This is a genomic window from Desulfobacterales bacterium, from assembly GCA_028704555.1.
Taxonomy (GTDB): Bacteria; Desulfobacterota; Desulfobacteria; order Desulfobacterales; family JAQWFD01; genus JAQWFD01.
The window spans coordinates 24,293-43,609 of the sequence record JAQWFD010000001.1 but is presented as its reverse complement, the minus strand read 5'-3'; the positions used below and the strand labels follow the sequence as shown (position 1 = coordinate 43,609).

The following is a 19,317-nucleotide window of genomic DNA, read 5'->3' as shown; positions in this document are numbered from 1 at the left end:
TTTGAACGTTGACAAAATTTTAATCAGCAAAATATTGAATGCGCTCATATGGTTAATTTTTTATGCGTCGAATTATAAAAAGGCTGTCCTGTTTTCCGGATCGAAAAACGGTATTAAGTTCAAACAAAATCTAATATTTTTTACTCATTAAATCTTATTAAATACCATTGAAGCCCGGCTGCCCTGATGCCCGGTTTTCTTCATAGAATTTTAAGCTTGCGTTACCAAACACGTTGTGTTATTTCCTTAAAAACACTTTTTGTAAGAATTGCGAATATATCTATTTGAAAATGTTATTGAAAAATGAATTCTGATTCGGGGGATTCTATAAGTCTTTATTTCCGGGATTCGTTTTCCAGATGCACAAAAGCCGTGCAGGTTTTCCATTGTTTATAAGATTTTTGCCGCGGTGGCCGATTTCAGGTTGACTGTTGCAAGATTGGTGTATTTAATTGTAGTGTATTCGAATGAAACCCCGGCCAATTTCTAATTGGCAGTTCTCCTTCGGGTACTGAATAAACCCGCCCCTTCCGTTGAAAGGATTGCTTCGGTTTTTTATGGCGGGCAGAATTGTCTTGACAGTACAAACCTCTTTAAGGTTAAAATTTTAGTGCAGGCGGGCATGAACATAAATGCGTGTGCCAGAGGCCCCTGCGAAGTGGCGGCATTTTTGGACTTTTTTAAATTGATTATATAGAATCAAGACTTCAATTTTAGTTAAAGGAGGATACTTATGAAGACATTGATCGGTGGGGCAGTGGGTGCCGTGTTGGGTATTATTGGTCTGGTGATATGGTGGAAGCCGTTTCTTCAGCTCTTAGCCGGTGCTATCCCCGTCATGCTGTTATTAGGAGGCGCACTGGCTATTTATCTTGGTTTTGATGAGCTGAAGGATACCTGGAAAAAAGATGAGCCTTCGACTGAGCCTTCAGTGGAAACCGAGGAAGTTGAAAGATATAAAAAAGAAATCGAAGATCTTAAGAAGGAAGTCGAAACGTTGAAAACAGAGAAATAAGATACGTTTCTGATTGAAATAAAGCCCTTCGCTGCAACGCGTGAAGGGCTTTTTGTTTTTTCCCGGGTGGGAAAAACGCCTCAGTCGTGAGTCCTCAGCTTCCCATTTTTTCAGTACAGGTAAAATTTTTTGCTTGTATTGATGAACTGATCAAGCTCTGGTTGCCATGATGCCTCAATGTCATCGATGTCATCCCCCCGTTCGATCCGGGTTCGGATGTGTTGGCCTCCGAGGATCAAATCGATGGGTAACCGTTCAAATTCATATTCATACGGGGGCTGCTTCCATGAAAAGTCGTTTTTGAAGCCGGCAATGATGGCATGGAGCAGCTTGAGGCTGGTTCGATAGGGATGATACAGATACGGATCGGTTATGTGAATTTGAAAACCGTTGCATGCACAGTTTTGCCATTTGTTGGATGTTGGTTCAAATACGGTTTTCCTGAGGATTGCCCCCGGTATAGTTCCTTTCAGATTGTTGAGCAGGGTTTGAGTATCAATGAATGGAGCTCCGAAGGTCTCAAAGGGCTGCGTGGTTCCACGGCCTTCGGATATGTTGGTCCCTTCCCACAATACCTGTCCGGGATAAACCCTGGCGGATACCGGTGTGGGTAAATTGGGGGATGGCGCGACCCAGGGCAGGCCGGAGTCTTCAAAATACATATGTCTTTTCCATCCGCTCATGGGGATGACATCCAGCTCACAGCCGATGCCAAAGTGATGATTGAACAGCAGACAAAGTTCTCCGATGGTCATGCCGTGACGCATGGGTATTGGAAACCGGCCGACAAAAGACCGACAATCCGGTGAAAGGCAGTTGCCTTCGATCATGCAGCCGGTGACCGGATTGGGTCGATCCAGAACGAGTACTCGGGTGCCGAACGTTTTTGCGGCTTCCATGCAGTACGATACCGTATGAATAAAGGTGTAGACACGTGTTCCAACATCCTGAAGGTCGATGATCAAAACATCGACCGGTTTTATCATCTGTCTGGTAGGGATACGGGTCTTGCCGTAAAGACTGTATACCGGTATGTTCAATGTCTGATCGGTAAAACTGTCCGACTCGATCATATTGTCCTGCTTTTCGGCATGGAAACCGTGCTGGGGTGAGTACAGCGCCGTTAACTGTTCCGGAAACATTCTGTGTATTAACTGGCTCGCATGACGGAATTGACTGTCGATCGAAGCCGGGTTGCACAGCAATCCGATTTTTTTACCCTTTAGCCATTCGGGGGGCGATTCAATCAGCCTTTCAAGCCCGGTTTGTACCTTCATTAGCCGTCTCCGTAATATAACCCCCATCGTTGCATAAACAAAATGATGAAAAATAAAAATAAACTCATGCTCAATTGCAACGCGGGAGGGTAACTTCAATTTAAAATTGGTAAAAAATTAAACCGTTTTTATCAGATTTTCGTCAGAAATCAAAAGATTAATTCGCAAGGACAGTTATCCGGGATGAGAGAAGCCCATCCGGCCCCATCCAATATGATTGGGCAAGGACTAAATATCTATTTGAAAAAACTTGACAAACGTTATATTTGGAATTAAAAGTCAAGTTGGCTCATTCCTGCCAGGGTATATTGGTAATATAATCTCAACATTATGATAACGTGTATGGTGTTGAAGGAGCGACAGCTGAAAATCAGCTGCCGGACTTGTTGTACCTCTTATTATTATCGTCAATGCCGGTCTGGCACTGATATACGTTTAATAAGGGCCGAGGCCTTAAATGGGCAGTTGGTATTAAAAATAGTGGAATTTGATCTAAAAGGAATTGTGATCATCGCAGGCAATTACGGAAGCGGAAAGACCGAAGTTGCTGTCAATCTTGCTATGAACCGCAAGCGCGCCGGGATGGATGTCAGAATTGCCGACCTTGATCTGGTTAATCCGTATTTTAGAACCCGGGAAGCCCGGGGGGTGCTGACGCAATTGGGTATTGATGTGGTTTTGCCGCATGAAAAATATCTGAATGCGGATTTGCCGATGCTTGTACCCGAAATTTCAGGTTTGATTCGTCAACCCGGTGAATTGGCGCTGCTGGACCTCGGAGGAGATGATGTCGGAGCGACCGTTCTTGCCTCTCTGGCGGATGCATTTAAAGACCGTCAGGTTCACATGCTTCAGGTTGTCAATCCTTTTCGACCATTCACAGACAGCATCGAAGGCTGTTTAAAAATCAGGGCCGAAATTGAAAAGGCGTCCAGACTGACTGTGAGCGGGATTATCGGAAACGCCAATCTGATTGACGAGACAACCGTCGATGATATTTATAAAGGATATGATTTTGTGACATCCTTATCGGAACGCAGTGGGCTGCCCCTTAAGTTTATCACTGCCGCCGTTGAACTCCTGCCTGTGATTGATACCAAACTTTTTTCCTGCCTGGTTCTGCCTATACATCGACAACTTGTCCCTCCATGGAAAAAGCCCGCAAGAGTTGGGACGGAACATTTAATACTTCATTAGAATCATTCAGAGATAACAGCAAAGGGTCTCATCTGATCCATAGAGAGGAGCATTGGTCTATGGCTTTTAACTATAGTATTGATAACGACAGGTGCAAAGGATGCGGGTTGTGTATTTCCGTATGTCCTAAAAATGTATTGGAAATTTCAAGCCAGGTCAATATGAAGGGGTATTTTCCGGTTTATCAGGCCAGACCGGGGGATTGCATTTTTTGTACGGCTTGCTGCATCATGTGTCCCGACGTTGCCATCACGATTACCGAAACAGCAGATGATGCCGTTGAGCAGGAATAAAGGGAGGATACCATGGGCAAGATATTAATGAAAGGAAATGAAGCGATCGGTGAAGCAGCGATCAGAGCGGGCGCTCTTCATTATTTTGCTTATCCGATTACCCCTCAGTCTGAAGTTGCAGAGTATCTGTCCCGGCGGATGCCCGATGTCGGAGGTGTTTTCCTTCAGGGTGAGAGCGAAGTTGCGGTCGGCTATATGCTGTTTGGCGCTTCCGGTTGCGGGGTGAGGGTGTTTACCTCTTCATCGAGTCCGGGAATCAGCCTGATGAGCGAGGCTTTGAGCTTTATTGCATCGGCCGAGTGCCCTGCCGTTTTTGTCAATATCGTTCGCGGCGGGCCCGGGCTGGGGGGGATACTCCCATCTCAGGGCGATTATTTTCAGGCTACCAAGGGCGGAGGACATGGAGACTATCATCTGCTGGTGATGGCCCCTTCCGGGGTTCAGGAAGCCGTTGAGATGGTCATGATGTCGTTTCCGCTCGCGGAAAAATACCGGAATCCGGTGATGATACTCGGAGACGGATTAATCGGCCAGATGATGGAGCCGGTTGAATTCCCGGAGCATCTGGTGACCGAGCCCAGCAATAAGGACGATTGGGCTACCAACGGAATGGATACCCGCCGGCGCACTGATGCCAATCTGGTCAAATCCCTGTTTCTGGACTCCGATGAACTCAATAATCACAACCTTCGCCTGAAAGCCAAATATGACCGGATGAAACGCGAGGATGTTAGATTCGAAGCCTATAATACGGCATCCGATTACAAGGTACTGATCGTCAGCTACGGCACCATGAGCAGGGTATGTAAAACGGCGATTGATCAGTTGAAAGACGAGGGAATCGAGGTCGGCATGATAAGGCCTCAGACCCTTTTCCCGTTTCCGGAAAAAGCGGTTTATGAGGCGGCGATGAAAAGCAGCTGTGAAGTGGTTGTCAGTATTGAAATGAGTATGGGGCAGATGGTTGAGGATGTCGAACGCTGTGTCAGGGGGAAAAAACCGGTTCGATGGTACGGATCATGCGGTGGCGATGTGCCGTCTCCGGAAGAAATCATGGAAGTTGTAAAGACGCTTTAATCGAAATTGCCGCCGAGGCGGCTGTTCATGGTGGCGGCGACCGTGAGGCCGTTTGTTTCATGCGCTGACAGTGATGAGAATATCGCGTTTTCAATTCAACAATAGTTTTGTTAAATCCTGATGGTTACATTGACCGGTTAAGACAGATAGCTGTGGAATCATAAGAAGTTATCCTGATAAAATGCAAGGAGCAGATAGAATGGCAAAAACGTTTGCAAAGCCGAACGTCCTGACGGATCGAGATACACATTATTGTCCGGGTTGCACGCACGGGGTGGTTCATCGACTGGTGGCCGAAGTGATTGACGAGCTGGGAATTCGAGGGCGAACGGTTGGAATTGCACCGGTAGGGTGTGCGGTATTCATATATAATTATATTGATGTTGATTTTCAGGAGGCGGCTCACGGTCGAGCGCCGGCGATGGCTACCGGCATCAAGCGTTGCCGGCCTGATTTGATGGTGTTTACCTATCAGGGAGATGGGGATCTTGCCAGTATCGGAATGGGCGAGATCGTGCATGCGGCAAATCGCGGAGAAAAGATTACGACGATTTTTGTCAATAATGCAGTTTACGGCATGACCGGCGGACAAATGGCCCCTACGACCATGCCGGGCCAGAGAACCACAACCTCTCCGTTTGGCAGGGATGTCGAGCAGAGCGGTATGCCGATTCAGATGGGTGAACTGCTGGCGTCGCTGAAAACGCCTGCCTACATATCCAGGCAGACGGTGATTAAACCCAAATATATCATCAAGGCCAAAAAAGCCATTAAAAAGGCGTTTACATATCAGCTTGAAGGCCGATGCTTCAGCCTGGTTGAGGTGGTAAGCACATGTCCGACCAACTGGGGAATGACACCGGTTGAATCGGTTAAATGGGTGGAGGAAACCATGCTGCCGTATTATAAACTGGGTGATATCAAACTACCGGATTAATTGAGGAGACTGATATGCAGACTGAAGTGATATTTGCCGGTTTTGGCGGACAGGGTATATTGTTGAGTGGTAAACTTCTGGCGTATGCGGCCCTTGAAAAAGGCTACGAAGTCGCATGGGTTCCTTCTTACGGTCCGGAGATGCGGGGGGGCACTGCCTACTGCTCGGTGGTGATCAGTGACCGGGTCATCGGTTCCCCGATCACCAAAACACCGCAGCATCTGGTTGCCATGAATCTGCCATCCCTGCAGAAGTTTGCCCCTGCCGTCAAGCCGCATGGCGTGATACTGATCAACAGTTCGCTGATTCCCGGAGAATCTTCAGGCAGAGATGATGTGGATGAACTTTATGTGCCGGCCACGGGCATTGCCAAGGGCCTGGGGAGCGTTAAGGTGGCAAATATAGTTGCGCTTTCTGCTTTTGTTGCGCGAAGCGGTATCGTGGATTTTGAATTGATTGAAAAGGCGGTTCGAAAAGAATTTGCTAAAAAAGAAAAATTTATGCCCATGAATATGGAAGCGATTCGACAGGGTCGTGAAGCAGCTGTTTCTGCCTGAAACAGGGTGGATCAAAAAATCTGCCGGCCTCCCCTCCATTAAAAAGGCAATGCGCACCGGAAGAGATTAATACGATCGAAAAGAGCGACAGAATTATATGAAAACACATATTAATGATTATATCCTGAAAATAAAGCCTTATTTGCCCGGAAAGCCGATGGAAGAACTTGAAAGGGAATACGGGATTGCCCGTTCCATCAAGCTGGCTTCGAATGAAAACCCTCTGGGACCAGCGCCAAAGGCTCTGGCCGCCATTGAAAAATCACTTTCAAGACTCAACCGGTATCCGGATGGCAGCTGCTATGATTTGATACATACGTTGTCTCAGCGTTTGAATACGTCTCATCAGCAGATTGTATTGGGAAACGGGTCAGATGAAATTATCACCATGCTGTCCAAATTGCTCCTGTCCCCGGGATGCGAAGCGATCATCCCGCAGCCCTCGTTTTTAATTTATGATATTGCGGTACGCTGCTGCGGTGCAACGTCGGTTTATGTTCCACTGAAGGGATTTTCCATCTGCTTGAAGGATATTGAACGCCGTATTTCTTCAAAAACCCGGATGATTTTTTTGTGTAATCCAAACAACCCGACGGGTACCATTATCCGGAAATCGGATTTTGATGATTTTCTGGCAGCGGTTCCCCCCGGGGTCGTAATCGTGATCGATGAGGCATATGTCGAATTTGTCAGAGATCCTCAATGTTTATCCGGTATTGATTACCTTGACAGCGGGAAAAATATTGTTGTCCTTCGGACCTTTTCCAAGGTGTATGGGCTCGCCGGTCTCCGCATCGGTTATGGTGTAATGCCAGAGCAGCTGGCAGAACTTGTAAACCGGATACGGCTGCCGTTTAATGTCAATTCTCTGGGACAGGTGGCTGCCATGGCAGCGCTGGAGGATAAAGAATTTTTTGAAAAAACGCTTCGTCTGGTTCACGGGGAATTGGATTTTCTGTATGCGTCACTGGATAAAGCAGGGGTTGATTATTTTCCGTCCCAGACCAATTTTTTTCTCATCGATGTCCGGAAAAATGCGGATGAGGTATACGAACAGCTTCTCCGCCATGGTGTGATTGTCCGCTCCATGGCCTCGTACGGCTATCCGGAATATATAAGGGTGACGGTCGGACTTCACGAGGAAAATGTACGGTTCATCCGGGCGCTTGAAAAAGTGATGTCATGAAAAAGCTTGTAATCACCATCGATGGCCCTGCCGGCGCCGGCAAATCGACTGTCAGTAAAATTCTGGCCGTGAGGCTGGGCTATCGATATATTGATACCGGCGCTTTATATCGGGCTATCGCCTATGAGGCAAAGCGTTCGGGTGTCAATCCGGATGATCAGGACGATGCACTGGAATATGTATGCCGTCATCTCGATATAAAATTTGTGTCGGAAAAAAATGGACAGCGTCTGATAGTCAATGGCTCAGATATCACAGACTTTATTCGGACGCCTGAAGTCACGATGTTGTCATCGGCTGTGTCTGCACGGGCGGTCGTCAGAAAATATCTGTTCGATCTTCAGAGAGAGATGGGAAAAGGCAGGGGGGCCGTGTTCGAAGGAAGGGACATGGGAACGGTTGTGTTTCCGGATGCAGACATCAAATTTTTTCTGGATGCCGCAAGTCATACCAGGGCATTGAGGCGTTTTAATGAATTAAAATCTCAACCAGCCATAAATCTTGAGAAAGTTGAAAGAGATATCCTGAGAAGAGACCATAATGACAGCACTCGAAATCTGGCGCCGTTGATTCCCGCGCAGGATGCTGTCATCATAGATTCGACAGATCTGAATGCTCAGCAAGTCGTAGAGCATATGATTTCTTATATTCGTATGCGCCTTGTTGAAGGACTGGAAGATTAGCTTAGTGAACGTGACGATTTTGTTTGCGGATGGCAGTACATGAAGTGTTCACCCGGAAATGGCTGTTTTCCCTTTTGACTCAGACAAAGTGCACCGGCAATAGTGCTTCTCGGTCCGCCCGCAGGGCGCTGATCCAAAAAACTATCCTGTTTCCGGATTGACACTGTCTACAAAACAGATGTAGAAGATTTCTTAAAGATGGTTTGACACGATGATGCGTATATGATAATTTTGTCAAATTGCAGTATAGCAGTATATTTTATCAGGCCAAGGGGGAAGTGGATTTCATGGAAAATTTTATAGAAAACAGTTCAATTGATTCACCAGATCAATCAGGGGATGCCGAAACTGATGTTTCGGTACAGAAAGAAGACCTGATGCCTATCTCTTCAGATATTGATTCATCTGAGCAGAAAGAATCTGAAATTTCTGGGGATTTAGAAAATCTGATGGATTTATACGAAGAAAGTTTTAAAAAATTTGCCGAAGGCGAAGTCGTTACTGGCAAAATCATTTCTGTCGATAAGGAATATGTGGTAGTCGATATCGGTTACAAATCCGAAGGGCAGATATCCGTTCGTGAATTCTATGATGACGAAGGGAACATGACCGCCAAACTCAACGATAGCGTGGAAGTCATGGTTGAATGGTGGGATGACGAAGAGGAAGTTGTCGTTCTTTCCAAGGAAAAGGCTGCTAAGATCAAGGTCTGGGAAGAAATCAAGAAGGCTTACGATGAGGACGGAACGGTTGAAGGGATTATCGTTAACCGCGTTAAGGGCGGTTTTTCTGTAGATGTGGGTGTTGCGGCATTTCTGCCCGGATCTCAGGCAGACCTTCGTCCCATCCGGAATCTGGATGAGATGGTGGGGAAAACCTATACATTTAAGATTTTAAAATATAACCGAAAGCGCAGCAATATCGTCCTGTCAAGGCGTGCTATCCTTGAAGCTGAGAGAGAGTCCAAACGTACTGCCACCCTGGCGGCAATCGAAGAGGGCAAAGTTGTTGGCGGCACGGTTAAAAATATTACCGAATATGGTGTGTTTGTCGATCTTGGCGGTGTGGACGGGCTTTTGCACATTACGGACATCTCCTGGGGCCGTGTAAAGCATCCGTCGGAATTGTTTGAGGTCGGTGATAAAATCAATGTCAAGGTGCTGAACCTGGACGTTGAAAAAGAACGGGTGTCTCTCGGTATTAAACAATTGACCGAAGATCCCTGGCTGATGGCATTTGAAAAATATCCGGTCGGAGCGCATGTGACCGGAAAAGTAGTCAGCCTGACGGATTATGGCGCATTTGTGGAACTGGAAGAAGGCGTGGAAGGCCTGATCCATGTTTCAGAAATGTCCTGGACGCGAAAGGTCCGTCATCCTTCAAAAGTGGTTTCGGTCGGCGATATCATCGAATCCGTTGTACTGGATATCAAGCCTGAAAACAGGCGGATTTCTCTGGGCATGAAGCAGGCGACCCAGAATCCATGGGATCTGATCAGCGACAAGTATCCTGTTGGAACAACGATTGAAGGCAAAATTAAAAATATTACCGATTTCGGTCTTTTTATCGGTATCGATGAGGGAATTGACGGATTGGTTCATATCTCCGATTTGTCATGGACAAAGCGGATCAAACATCCTTCCGAAATATATAAAAAGGGAGATGTGGTTCAGGCGGTCGTTCTGGATATTGAAAAAGACAATGAGCGATTTTCTCTCGGCATCAAGCAGCTTCAGCCGGATCCCTGGAAGAGCGTTGCAGAACGGTATCAGGTCGGATCGGAAATCACGGGTAATGTGACGAACGTTACGGATTTTGGCGTATTCATTGAACTGGAAGAGGGTATTGAAGGATTGGTTCATGTCTCTGAAATCAGTAAGGAAAAAATTAAAACGCCGATCGGAAAGTATAACATCGGCGATCTCGTCAAAGCCAAAGTGATGAATATCAACTGCGATGAAAGGCGTATTGGACTGTCCATTAAACGTCTTGAAGTCGAGGATGATAAAGCCCTGCTTACCGAGTATGTCAACAGCATGGCGCCGGCAAGATCAAATTTTGGTGAAATACTTCGAGAAAACCTGCAAGAAAAGTTGAGTGAAAAATAAACTGCTTTATTCCGTCGTCATTTAACCCTGTGAATTGAATTGCGGGTTCATGGCAGCTGAATAAAGAATTTCTGACAGGTTATTCTAAAATATTGAGCGGGAAAAGGAAAAGGACTGAGAATAAATGGAATCGTGGTAAACGATCTGTTTATTCTCTTCTCCCGATCCTTTTTCCTGCTTTTGGAAAGAACCAGAGCAGGGATCGCCCGTATCATGTTTTCCCGCAGACATCCATTTCTTTTTTTTAGCCTCGCCTTAACCGGCATGCTTGCCGGTACCGTTCTGATGATCACCCTGATAATTGCGGTTTTTTTTCGAATGGATTATACTGATACTCATCTTTCCGGTGAAAAAGTTGGTATCGTTGAAGTTAACGGTGTCATTACCGATTCAAAAAATTTACTTCATGATATTAAACAATTTCGGGAAGATAGTTCGATCAAAGCGATACTTGTCCGGATCAATTCCCCGGGAGGAGCCGTAGGCCCTTCGCAGGAGATTTATCGGGAAATCCGCAAAACCATTGAAACGAAAGCAGTGGTTGCTTCGATGGGATCTGTGGTTGCTTCAGGCGGGTATTATATTGCGTCAGCCACTTCGGGAATCATGGCCAATCCGGGCACCATAACCGGCAGTATCGGAGTGATTATGGGCTATACGAATTTTCAGAATATACTGGATAAAATCGGTCTGGTTCCAGTGGTAGTTAAAAGCGGCGAATATAAAGATATGGGATCACCCGTTCGAACCATGAAAGAAGAAGAAAAAATAGTTTTTCAAAAGTTTGTCGACAACATTCATCAGCAGTTTGTCAATGATGTGGCGTTGGGAAGACATATGGACGTTGACAAGCTGAAGAAACTTGCTGACGGTCGCATTTTTACCGGAGAGCAGGCCTTGAATTCCGGTCTGGTCGACCGGCTTGGCAATCTGGAGGATGCTGTTGAATGGGCAGGGCGGATGGGGGGCATCAAGGGGAAGATCGCATCCGTATATGCGAGAAAGAAGAAGTTTTCGCTGGTTGACTATCTGGCAGATTCGTCTGTGAATGACATCGTAAAACAAGTGATTCAACCCAATCTCCACGCTGATTATGTCTACAAACCTCAATGATTTTAATTGGGGGCTTCCCTGGATTTTTTATCTTTCCGGAGAGAGTTTGACTGACTGAAAAAAGTCGGCAATCATTTGCCAATGACCGTAAAAAGATCAAAACGCTCACAAGCTAAGTTATCAGAGCGTTTTTTTATACCTGAGCCGGATATTATTCAAACATGCTGATGTCTCCCGCGCCATGGCGTAGCACTTCGGGTATGTCGCCGATTAATGAGATCACACTCGATGATTTTCCGTAAACGATGTCTCCATCGATTACAATATCGATTCGTGAGCCGAAATAATCCTGAATCAGGGTCGGGTCATTCACCAGAAGCCCGTCCGGGGTTGTGGCGCTGGTGGTGATAATTGGATTTCCGAGTTCTTCTACCAGTGCGATGCATATATTGTTATCCGGTACCCGTATCCCCGCGGTTTTTCGTTTTGTCAGCATGATCTTCGGAACCAGCTTGGAACCTTCCAGAACAAATGTGTAGGGTCCGGGAAGTAACCGTTTCATGGTTTTGTAAGCATAATTTGAAACTTTGGCATATTCGCTGATATTGGTCAGGCCAGAGCACATAAAGCTGAAAGGTTTGTCTTTATCCTGTTTTTTGAGCTGATATATTTTCTGAATGGCCTTTTTGTTCAGGATATCGCAGCCGATTCCGTAGCAGGTGTCAGTCGGATATGCTATGATTCCGCCTTTACGCAGACATTCAATCGTTTTGACAATGAGGCGTTTTGGTGGATTATGGGGATTGATTTTAATCAGCATCGTATTCAGTAAAACATGTTTTGTGAGGTGATCAGTAAAAAAGATTGAAATGCAACCGTGCCGATTGATTTGAATATGAACAGATGCTCAATTGGGCGCTTTGCAAAAAAAAGAAACCGTTACATATCTTTAAATGTATTAGTATGGCAGAGATTGAATTGTCAAGATCACAATTTATGATTGCGTCTGCCATCTTCATTTGTTATTCGTTTGACTTGAATCGAGGAGCGGGCTGTCGTCTGAGGAATAATAATAACTGTTCATCCGGCAGTCGGAATTTGATATAAAAAAAGCATCAACCGGATGCTTTCGGAGGAGTTTTATGAGCCACAAACCACTTGAAGAAGCGTATTCATTTGATGATGTATTGTTACTGCCGAATTATTCCGAAATCCTGCCTAAGGACATCGATACCCGGACACGTCTGACAAAAAACCTCAGCCTTAATATTCCGATTGTCAGCGCTGCAATGGATACTGTTACCGAGGCACGTGCCGCGATAAGCATGGCGCGGTCGGGCGGTATAGGGTTTGTCCATCGCAATATCAATATTGAAAACCAGGCAAAGGAAGTGGATAAGGTCAAGAAGTCTGAAAGCGGGATGATTATTGATCCTGTAACGATTCGTCCGCACCAGTCCGTCAGTGATGTGCTCAAGCTTATGGAGCAATACCGGATTTCAGGTGTTCCGGTGACTGAAGGCAAAAAACTGGTGGGGATTGTGACAAATCGTGACCTCAGATTTGAAACCAATCTGGAAAAACCGATCTCCGAGGTCATGACAAAAGACAACCTCGTTACGGTTAACGAGGGGATATCCCTGGAGGAATCGAAAAAACTGCTGCACAAGCACCGGATTGAAAAACTTCTGGTGGTAGATAAGCATGGCCAGCTGACCGGTATGATAACTATAAAGGATATCGAGAAGATAAAAAAATATCCAAATGCCTGTAAAGACAGCAGGGGAAGACTGCGTGTCGGAGCAGCCGTGGGCGTTGGCCCGGACATGCTGCCGAGAGCGGAGGCTCTTTTACGTGCCGGCGCCGATGTCCTGCTGATTGATACTTCTCACGGCCATTCCATGAATGTGGTGGATGCGGTAAAGACGTTAAAAGCCTCGTTTGATGATATAGAATTGATAGCCGGAAATGTGGCGACGGAAAAAGGCGCGGAAGATCTGATAAAGGCCGGAGTAGACGGGCTGAAGGTAGGTATCGGTCCCGGTTCCATTTGTACAACCCGCATCGTGGGGGGCGTTGGCGTGCCTCAGATAACAGCGATAATGAATTGCCGGAACATCTCCAATAAAACCGGAGTGCCGTTGATTGCAGACGGTGGAATTAAATTTTCCGGAGACATTACCAAGGCAATTGGTGCCGGAGCACATGTGGTCATGATCGGAGGCCTGTTTGCCGGAGCCGAGGAAAGCCCCGGTGAAATCATAATTTTTCAGGGGCGAAGCTATAAAGTCTATCGAGGCATGGGGTCTTTGGAAGCCATGAAACAGGGCAGCAAGGATCGGTATTATCAGGGTGATGATCCCGGGGATGATAAACTGGTTCCGGAAGGAATCGTGGGACGGGTCCCTTATCGTGGTTCTTTAACCGAAAATGTCTTCCAGTTGATCGGCGGTCTGAAGGCCGGAATGGGATACGTAGGTTCCAGTACAATTGAGGAATTGAGACAAAAGGCAATGTTTATAAAAATCACAGCGGCGGGAATGAGAGAAAGCCATGTCCATGATGTGATCATCACCAAAGAAGCCCCCAATTATCGTCTGGACTAAGGCGCTCAGGAATCAGTTAATCAGGAATTTTGATGCCTGATTAACTGATTAACTGGTTCTCATCCATAATTTTTTTTACCGGATTGGCACTAAAGCATGTTTCCAATCCAGAGATCGGGTCGATAAGTGCAGACTCCGAGACGGCCATTTATGGATGGAAACTAACCGATTAATTAACTGATCAACCGATTAACCAATACCATGACCGATACATCCATACCTTTTGTACATCTTCACATTCACACGCAGTACAGCCTGCTGGATGGCGCTATTCGGATCGATCCGCTGTTGAAACGGGCCAAGGAATACGGAATGGACTCAGTTTCCATTACCGATCACGGCACCATGTTCGGTGTCATCGAATTTTATGAAAAGGCCAAAAAAGCCGGGATCAAGCCAATTATCGGATGCGAATGTTATGTCGCTCCTCGTACGATTCACGATAAAACGCAACTTGACAGCAAGTCGCTGTCACATCTGGTGCTTCTGGCCCGTGACGATGAGGGCTATCGCAATCTGTGTAAACTGGCCTCGATCGCTCAACTGGAAGGCTTTTACTATAAACCCCGGATTGACAAGGACGTCCTGAAGCAGCACTGCAAGGGGCTGGTTGGGCTCTCCGCGTGCCTTCAGGGAGAAATTCCCAGGCTCATCAAGGAAAACAGCCTTAAAAAGGCTGACGACGTTGCCTGTTTTTATCGGGATCTGCTCGGGGAGGATAATTTTTATCTCGAGGTCCAGAATAATGGCATCGAGCTTCAGGATAAGGTCAATCAGGTGCTCTATGATATGAGCCGCCGGCTGTCAATACCGCTGGTTGCTACAAATGACTGTCATTATCTGGATCGAAATGATGCCAGGGCTCATGAAGTTCTGCTGTGCATCCAGACAGGAAAGACGATCCATGATAACGACCGGTTTAAATTCAGTACGGATCAGCTGTATTTTAAATCCAAAGAGGAGATGGCCTCCTATTTTAAAGATCATCTTGATGCCATTGAAAACACGGTAAAAATTGCCGATCGATGTAATGTTGAATTCAAATTCGGCGACTATCATTTTCCGAAATTTGATGCGAATTCCGGGATGACTGCCGATGAAATTTTTGATCAGGAAGTCCGCAAAGGCTTTGAGTGGAGATTCGGGCAGCTCAGGGCAAAAAATCCGGATATTGATGAAGCCCTCTATCGGGAGCGCCTTGATTACGAGGTGTCGGTGATCAAGGATATGGGCTTTCCGGGTTATTTTCTGATCGTTTCCGATTTTATCCGTTACGCAAAGGAAAACCGTATTCCGGTAGGCCCCGGCAGGGGGTCGGCGGCCGGAAGTATCGTTGCCTATTCGATGAATATTACGGACCTTGACCCCATAGAACATGGCCTGATTTTTGAGCGGTTCCTGAATCCTTCGCGTATCAGCATGCCCGATATCGATGTGGATTTTTGTATCAACGGTCGGGAGAAGGTATTTAAATATGTGGTGGAACGATACGGTGGGGGAGATTACGTCTCTCAGATTATTACATTCGGGAAACTCAAAACCCGGGCGGTTATCCGGGATGTGGGCAGGGCACTTGATATCCCCCTTCATGAAGTCGATTCCATTGCCAAAATGGTACCGGATGTGCTCAACATCAGTCTGGATGATGCGCTGAAACAGGAACCGAAACTGAGTGATCTGGTAGAACAAAAGCCCGAAGTGGCCGAGTTGGTCAATATCTGCCGGATACTCGAAGGACTTCCCAGACATGCATCGACTCATGCCGCCGGTGTCGTGATCGGCGACAAACCCCTGGTTGAATACCTCCCGATGTACAAAGGGAAAAAAGGCGAAGTCGTCACTCAGTTCGACATGAAACATGTCGAGAAGATCGGACTGGTCAAGTTTGATTTTTTAGGGTTGCGTAACCTGACGGTGATGGAAGATGCCCTTCAACTGATTGCTTCGCAGAATCAGACGCCACCGGACCTGCTCGATCTGGATCTGAGTGATCCTGAGACCTACCGGCTTTTGGCAGACGGGGATACGACCGGGGTTTTTCAGCTGGAAAGTTCCGGCATGAAAGACCTGCTGGTTCGGTTAAAGCCGGCGTGCTTTGCGGATATTACGGCTCTGGTGGCACTGTACCGGCCCGGGCCCATGGGCAGCGGAATGGTGGATGATTTTGTCGAGCGCAAGCACGGCCGCAAAAAGGTGGAGTATCTGCTGCCCCAGCTGGAACCGGTTTTAAAGGAGACCTACGGCGTCATTCTGTATCAGGAGCAGGTCATGAAGATTGCCGGTGTCCTGGCCAGCTACTCCATGGCAGAAGCCGATGTATTGCGAAAAGCCATGGGGAAGAAAAATCTTGAAATCATGGCTCAGCACCGTGTGCGGTTTGTTCAGGGCGCCGAAAAAAACGGTATCGATGCTAAAAAGGCTACCTATATATTCGATCTGATCGAAAAGTTTGGCGGATACGGATTCAACAAGTCCCACAGTGCGGCCTACGCCCTGATTGCATACCAGACCGGATACCTGAAAGCACATTTTCCGGTGGAGTTCATGGCGGCACTGCTCACCAGCGAGATGAATTCCTCTGACAGCGTCATTAAATACGTTTCCGAATGTCGGAGTCACAATATTTCCGTTCTTCCCCCGGATATCAACGAGAGCAATAAAGAATTTGCTGTCAAGGGGGCGCAGATCCGGTTCGGTCTTGTGGCCGTGAAAAATGTCGGGGAAAGTGCCATTGATACGATTATCGAGTCTAGAAAAGAAGGCCCTTTTTCCTCCCTGTTTGACTTTTGTGAGCGGGTGGATTTGCGGAAAGTGAACAAGCGGGTGGTTGAGGCTCTGATAAAATGCGGCGCTTTTGATTCTACCGGCGCGAATCGCTGTCAGATGACGGCTGCGCTGGAAGAGGCGATGGAATATGGGCAGATGGTTCAGAAAAAACAGGCGGACGCCCAGATGAGCCTGTTTGATATGGGGCCATCGACCCTTAAAATCAATATCCCTTCACTGCCCGCTATTGAAGAATGGGACGAAAAACAGCTCCTGATCATGGAAAAAGAGTCGTTGGGATTTTATATCACGGGCAATCCGTTATCCAAGTATGAGGAGGTGCTCGAAAAATTTACCACTGCAGATACTGTCCAGATTCTTGAAAAAAATGATGGGGATATGGTCAGAATCGGCGGCTACATTAAAGGTATCAAGGTCATACAGACCAAAAAAGGCGATACGATGGCCTTTGTGACGATTGAAGACCTGCACGGATCAGTTGAGATTACGCTGTTTCCGTCTGTCTACTCAAGGGTGTATGATCTGCTGCAGGATGATACGCCGGTACTGATTCAGGGAAAACTGCAGAAGGATGAAAAAACGGCAAAAATTCTGGCAGACCAGATGATTGACATGGAAGCGGCTGAGGCGGTATGGACCGCAAGCATTCATTTCAATCTGGATATCACCCGAACGGATAAGGACCTGATGGGTAAATTGAAGGGTGTTTTAAAAAGGTATCCGGGCCCGTGCCGCGGGTTTATTCATTTGAGTATGCCTGATCAAACCGAGACGATTATCTCGCTACCGGATTATATGACGTTAAAGGCCGGGGAAAAATTGACCAGTGAGGTCAACACGCTGGTGGGGTATCCTGCGGTCGAAACCTGCTGCAGTGAAGCCGAACCTTCCACCACAGCATCGACGGGTAAGGCCTTTTATGGGAAAAGGAAAAAGGAGTAAACGGGATGCCTGATCGGAAGCGTCCGAATATCTATGCGGTATTGCTGGCAGGTGGCTCCGGAACCCGTTTGTGGCCGGTTTCCCGGGAACTTTATCCCAAACAGCTGGTTAATTTTATTGGGGATGATTCCCTGGTTCAACTCACGGTTAAACGGCTGCCTCCGGAGGTGACGCCCGGGAGGATCAGAATTGTTTGCGGGGAGGAGCATTTTTTTGAAATCGCAAGGCATCTGGAGGCGATCGGGATTGCCTCCCATGGCAACATCATAGGCGAGCCCTGCGGTCGAAACACGGCACCGGCCATCTTGATGGCCGCATTGAACATTTTTGAGCAGAGTGAAGATGCCGTCATATGCGTCTTTCCCGCTGATCATGTGATTCGGGATCTTGACGGGTTTCATGCCAGAGTGGCATCGGCCGTCAGTCTTGCCGGACAAGGCCATATCGTGACATTCGGCATTACGCCGCATTATCCTGAAACCGGATACGGTTACATCGAAGGGGATCGGGCAGTGGCCGCCGGAGCCCTTTCCATCAGGCGCTTTGTCGAAAAACCGGACAGGCAGACCGCCATGGAATATCTCGACGCAGGCAATTATTTCTGGAACAGCGGCATGTTCGTATTTAAGGCGTCTGTTATCATTGAAGAGTTTAAAACCTTTGAGCCGGAGTTGTATCGCCGCATCCGGGATATGCGCGGGGCAGGTTCGGTAACCCGTGAGGCTTACGAACAGCTGAAAAATATTTCCATCGATGTGGCCATCATGGAACGTACGCAAAAGGGAGTGGTACTCCCGTCCGATTTCGGATGGAGCGATATCGGGTCATGGAAATCGCTCTATGATTTTCTGCCGAAAGATTCGCATGGGAATGTGATTGACGGGGACGTGATCAGCAATGATACGGAAAATTGTTTTATTATGGGCCATGAACGGCTCATTGCCACCAACAGTATCCGGGATATGGTCGTCGTGGAGACACCGGATTCGGTGTTTGTTTCCGATATCGACAGCAGCCGGAATGTCAAAACCATCGTTGAACAGCTTAAACGGGACGGGCGGAAAGAATACAAAGCCCATCAGACGGTTCATCACCCATGGGGTGTTTCCACACGGCTGGAAAACAGACCCGGGTATCAGATCGTCCGGCTTGCGATTTATCCGGATTCGAAACTCAGGATCGAGGCATTGCCATCGGTTGTTACCCAGCTGGTGATTCTGGAAGGCCGGGCCCGTATAAATGGTGACGGGCGGCAACGCTCGCTGGATCAGGGGCAAACGTTTATGGTTTCCGGAACGCAACCGGTGGATGTTCAACCGTCTGACGGTGGACCGCTTTGTCTGCTGCAGATTCAAATCAGCCCCTGTGACGGGAAAGGGCAGTTTGTTTGTCGGTAGCCGTTGGGCGTTTTTTCGTTTGAAATTGGATTTTTTTCAGGTTCATCGTGTTTGGTGAAAAAAAGCATATAACTCAGGGATACGGAAATTACTGATTTACCGGTTGTCGAGCACTCAAAGTGCCGTCATTACCGCAATGCTGTTGAGCGGGAATCCATGACCTTTTCCGGATGCCTGATAAAAACATCCGGGCATGATGATA

Annotated in this window: 15 protein-coding genes; 13 read left to right on the top strand and 2 right to left on the bottom strand. The window is 47.2% G+C overall.

Going from position 1 to position 19,317, the window contains the following annotated elements:
• Window positions 1–733 precede the first annotated feature (733 nt).
• The gene (locus tag PHQ97_00180) at window positions 734–1,015 is read left to right on the top strand and encodes a hypothetical protein (protein MDD4391157.1); all 282 of its coding nucleotides are present in this window, start codon (window positions 734–736) and stop codon (window positions 1,013–1,015) included.
• 110 nt (window positions 1,016–1,125) lie between these two features.
• Here the strand turns inward: PHQ97_00180 and PHQ97_00175 are convergent, their stop codons facing one another.
• Complete coding sequence (locus PHQ97_00175; protein ID MDD4391156.1) at window positions 1,126–2,292, bottom strand: DUF1343 domain-containing protein; 1,167 nt, start codon at window positions 2,290–2,292, stop codon at window positions 1,126–1,128.
• A gap of 480 nt (window positions 2,293–2,772) precedes the next feature.
• Between PHQ97_00175 and PHQ97_00170 the strand changes: the two genes are divergently transcribed.
• The 9 genes from PHQ97_00170 to sppA all read left to right on the top strand — a co-directional run bounded on the left by PHQ97_00170 (window position 2,773) and on the right by sppA (window position 11,443).
• Complete coding sequence (locus PHQ97_00170; GenBank protein ID MDD4391155.1) at window positions 2,773–3,489, top strand: cobalamin biosynthesis protein CbiA; 717 nt, start codon at window positions 2,773–2,775, stop codon at window positions 3,487–3,489.
• 59 nt (window positions 3,490–3,548) lie between these two features.
• Window positions 3,549–3,782 carry a 4Fe-4S binding protein gene (locus PHQ97_00165; protein MDD4391154.1) on the top strand — a complete coding sequence of 78 codons (234 nt, stop codon included), beginning with the start codon at window positions 3,549–3,551 and terminating at the stop codon, window positions 3,780–3,782.
• 12 nt (window positions 3,783–3,794) lie between these two features.
• Window positions 3,795–4,859 (top strand): 3-methyl-2-oxobutanoate dehydrogenase subunit VorB, encoded by a 1,065-nt coding sequence (gene vorB, locus PHQ97_00160; protein MDD4391153.1) that lies wholly within the window; start codon window positions 3,795–3,797, stop codon window positions 4,857–4,859.
• 199 nt (window positions 4,860–5,058) lie between these two features.
• Complete coding sequence (locus tag PHQ97_00155; protein ID MDD4391152.1) at window positions 5,059–5,796, top strand: thiamine pyrophosphate-dependent enzyme; 738 nt, start codon at window positions 5,059–5,061, stop codon at window positions 5,794–5,796.
• 14 nt (window positions 5,797–5,810) lie between these two features.
• Window positions 5,811–6,353: a 2-oxoacid:acceptor oxidoreductase family protein gene (locus PHQ97_00150; GenBank protein ID MDD4391151.1), complete on the top strand. Its 543-nt coding sequence runs from the start codon at window positions 5,811–5,813 to the stop codon at window positions 6,351–6,353.
• 97 nt (window positions 6,354–6,450) lie between these two features.
• The gene (gene hisC, locus PHQ97_00145; protein MDD4391150.1) at window positions 6,451–7,539 is read left to right on the top strand and encodes a histidinol-phosphate transaminase; all 1,089 of its coding nucleotides are present in this window, start codon (window positions 6,451–6,453) and stop codon (window positions 7,537–7,539) included.
• Window positions 7,536–8,222 carry a (d)CMP kinase gene (cmk, locus tag PHQ97_00140; GenBank protein MDD4391149.1) on the top strand — a complete coding sequence of 229 codons (687 nt, stop codon included), beginning with the start codon at window positions 7,536–7,538 and terminating at the stop codon, window positions 8,220–8,222. Before hisC ends, cmk begins: the two co-directional genes overlap by 4 nt.
• Before the next feature lie 287 nt (window positions 8,223–8,509).
• Entirely contained in the window at window positions 8,510–10,330 is a 1,821-nt protein-coding gene (locus PHQ97_00135; GenBank protein MDD4391148.1) for a 30S ribosomal protein S1, read from the top strand.
• A 213-nt stretch (window positions 10,331–10,543) separates the two neighbouring features.
• Entirely contained in the window at window positions 10,544–11,443 is a 900-nt protein-coding gene (gene sppA / locus PHQ97_00130; protein MDD4391147.1) for a signal peptide peptidase SppA, read from the top strand.
• Between the two features lie 151 nt (window positions 11,444–11,594).
• On the opposite strand, the gene PHQ97_00125 is transcribed toward sppA, so the two are convergent.
• Complete coding sequence (locus PHQ97_00125) at window positions 11,595–12,203, bottom strand: L-threonylcarbamoyladenylate synthase (GenBank protein ID MDD4391146.1); 609 nt, start codon at window positions 12,201–12,203, stop codon at window positions 11,595–11,597.
• Between the two features lie 322 nt (window positions 12,204–12,525).
• Between PHQ97_00125 and guaB the strand changes: the two genes are divergently transcribed.
• The 3 genes from guaB to PHQ97_00110 all read left to right on the top strand — a co-directional run bounded on the left by guaB (window position 12,526) and on the right by PHQ97_00110 (window position 19,115).
• The gene (guaB, locus tag PHQ97_00120; protein MDD4391145.1) at window positions 12,526–13,989 is read left to right on the top strand and encodes an IMP dehydrogenase; all 1,464 of its coding nucleotides are present in this window, start codon (window positions 12,526–12,528) and stop codon (window positions 13,987–13,989) included.
• A gap of 201 nt (window positions 13,990–14,190) precedes the next feature.
• Complete coding sequence (locus PHQ97_00115) at window positions 14,191–17,718, top strand: DNA polymerase III subunit alpha (GenBank protein ID MDD4391144.1); 3,528 nt, start codon at window positions 14,191–14,193, stop codon at window positions 17,716–17,718.
• Between the two features lie 5 nt (window positions 17,719–17,723).
• Complete coding sequence (locus PHQ97_00110) at window positions 17,724–19,115, top strand: mannose-1-phosphate guanylyltransferase/mannose-6-phosphate isomerase (protein ID MDD4391143.1); 1,392 nt, start codon at window positions 17,724–17,726, stop codon at window positions 19,113–19,115.
• The last annotated feature ends 202 nt before the right edge of the window (window positions 19,116–19,317 follow it).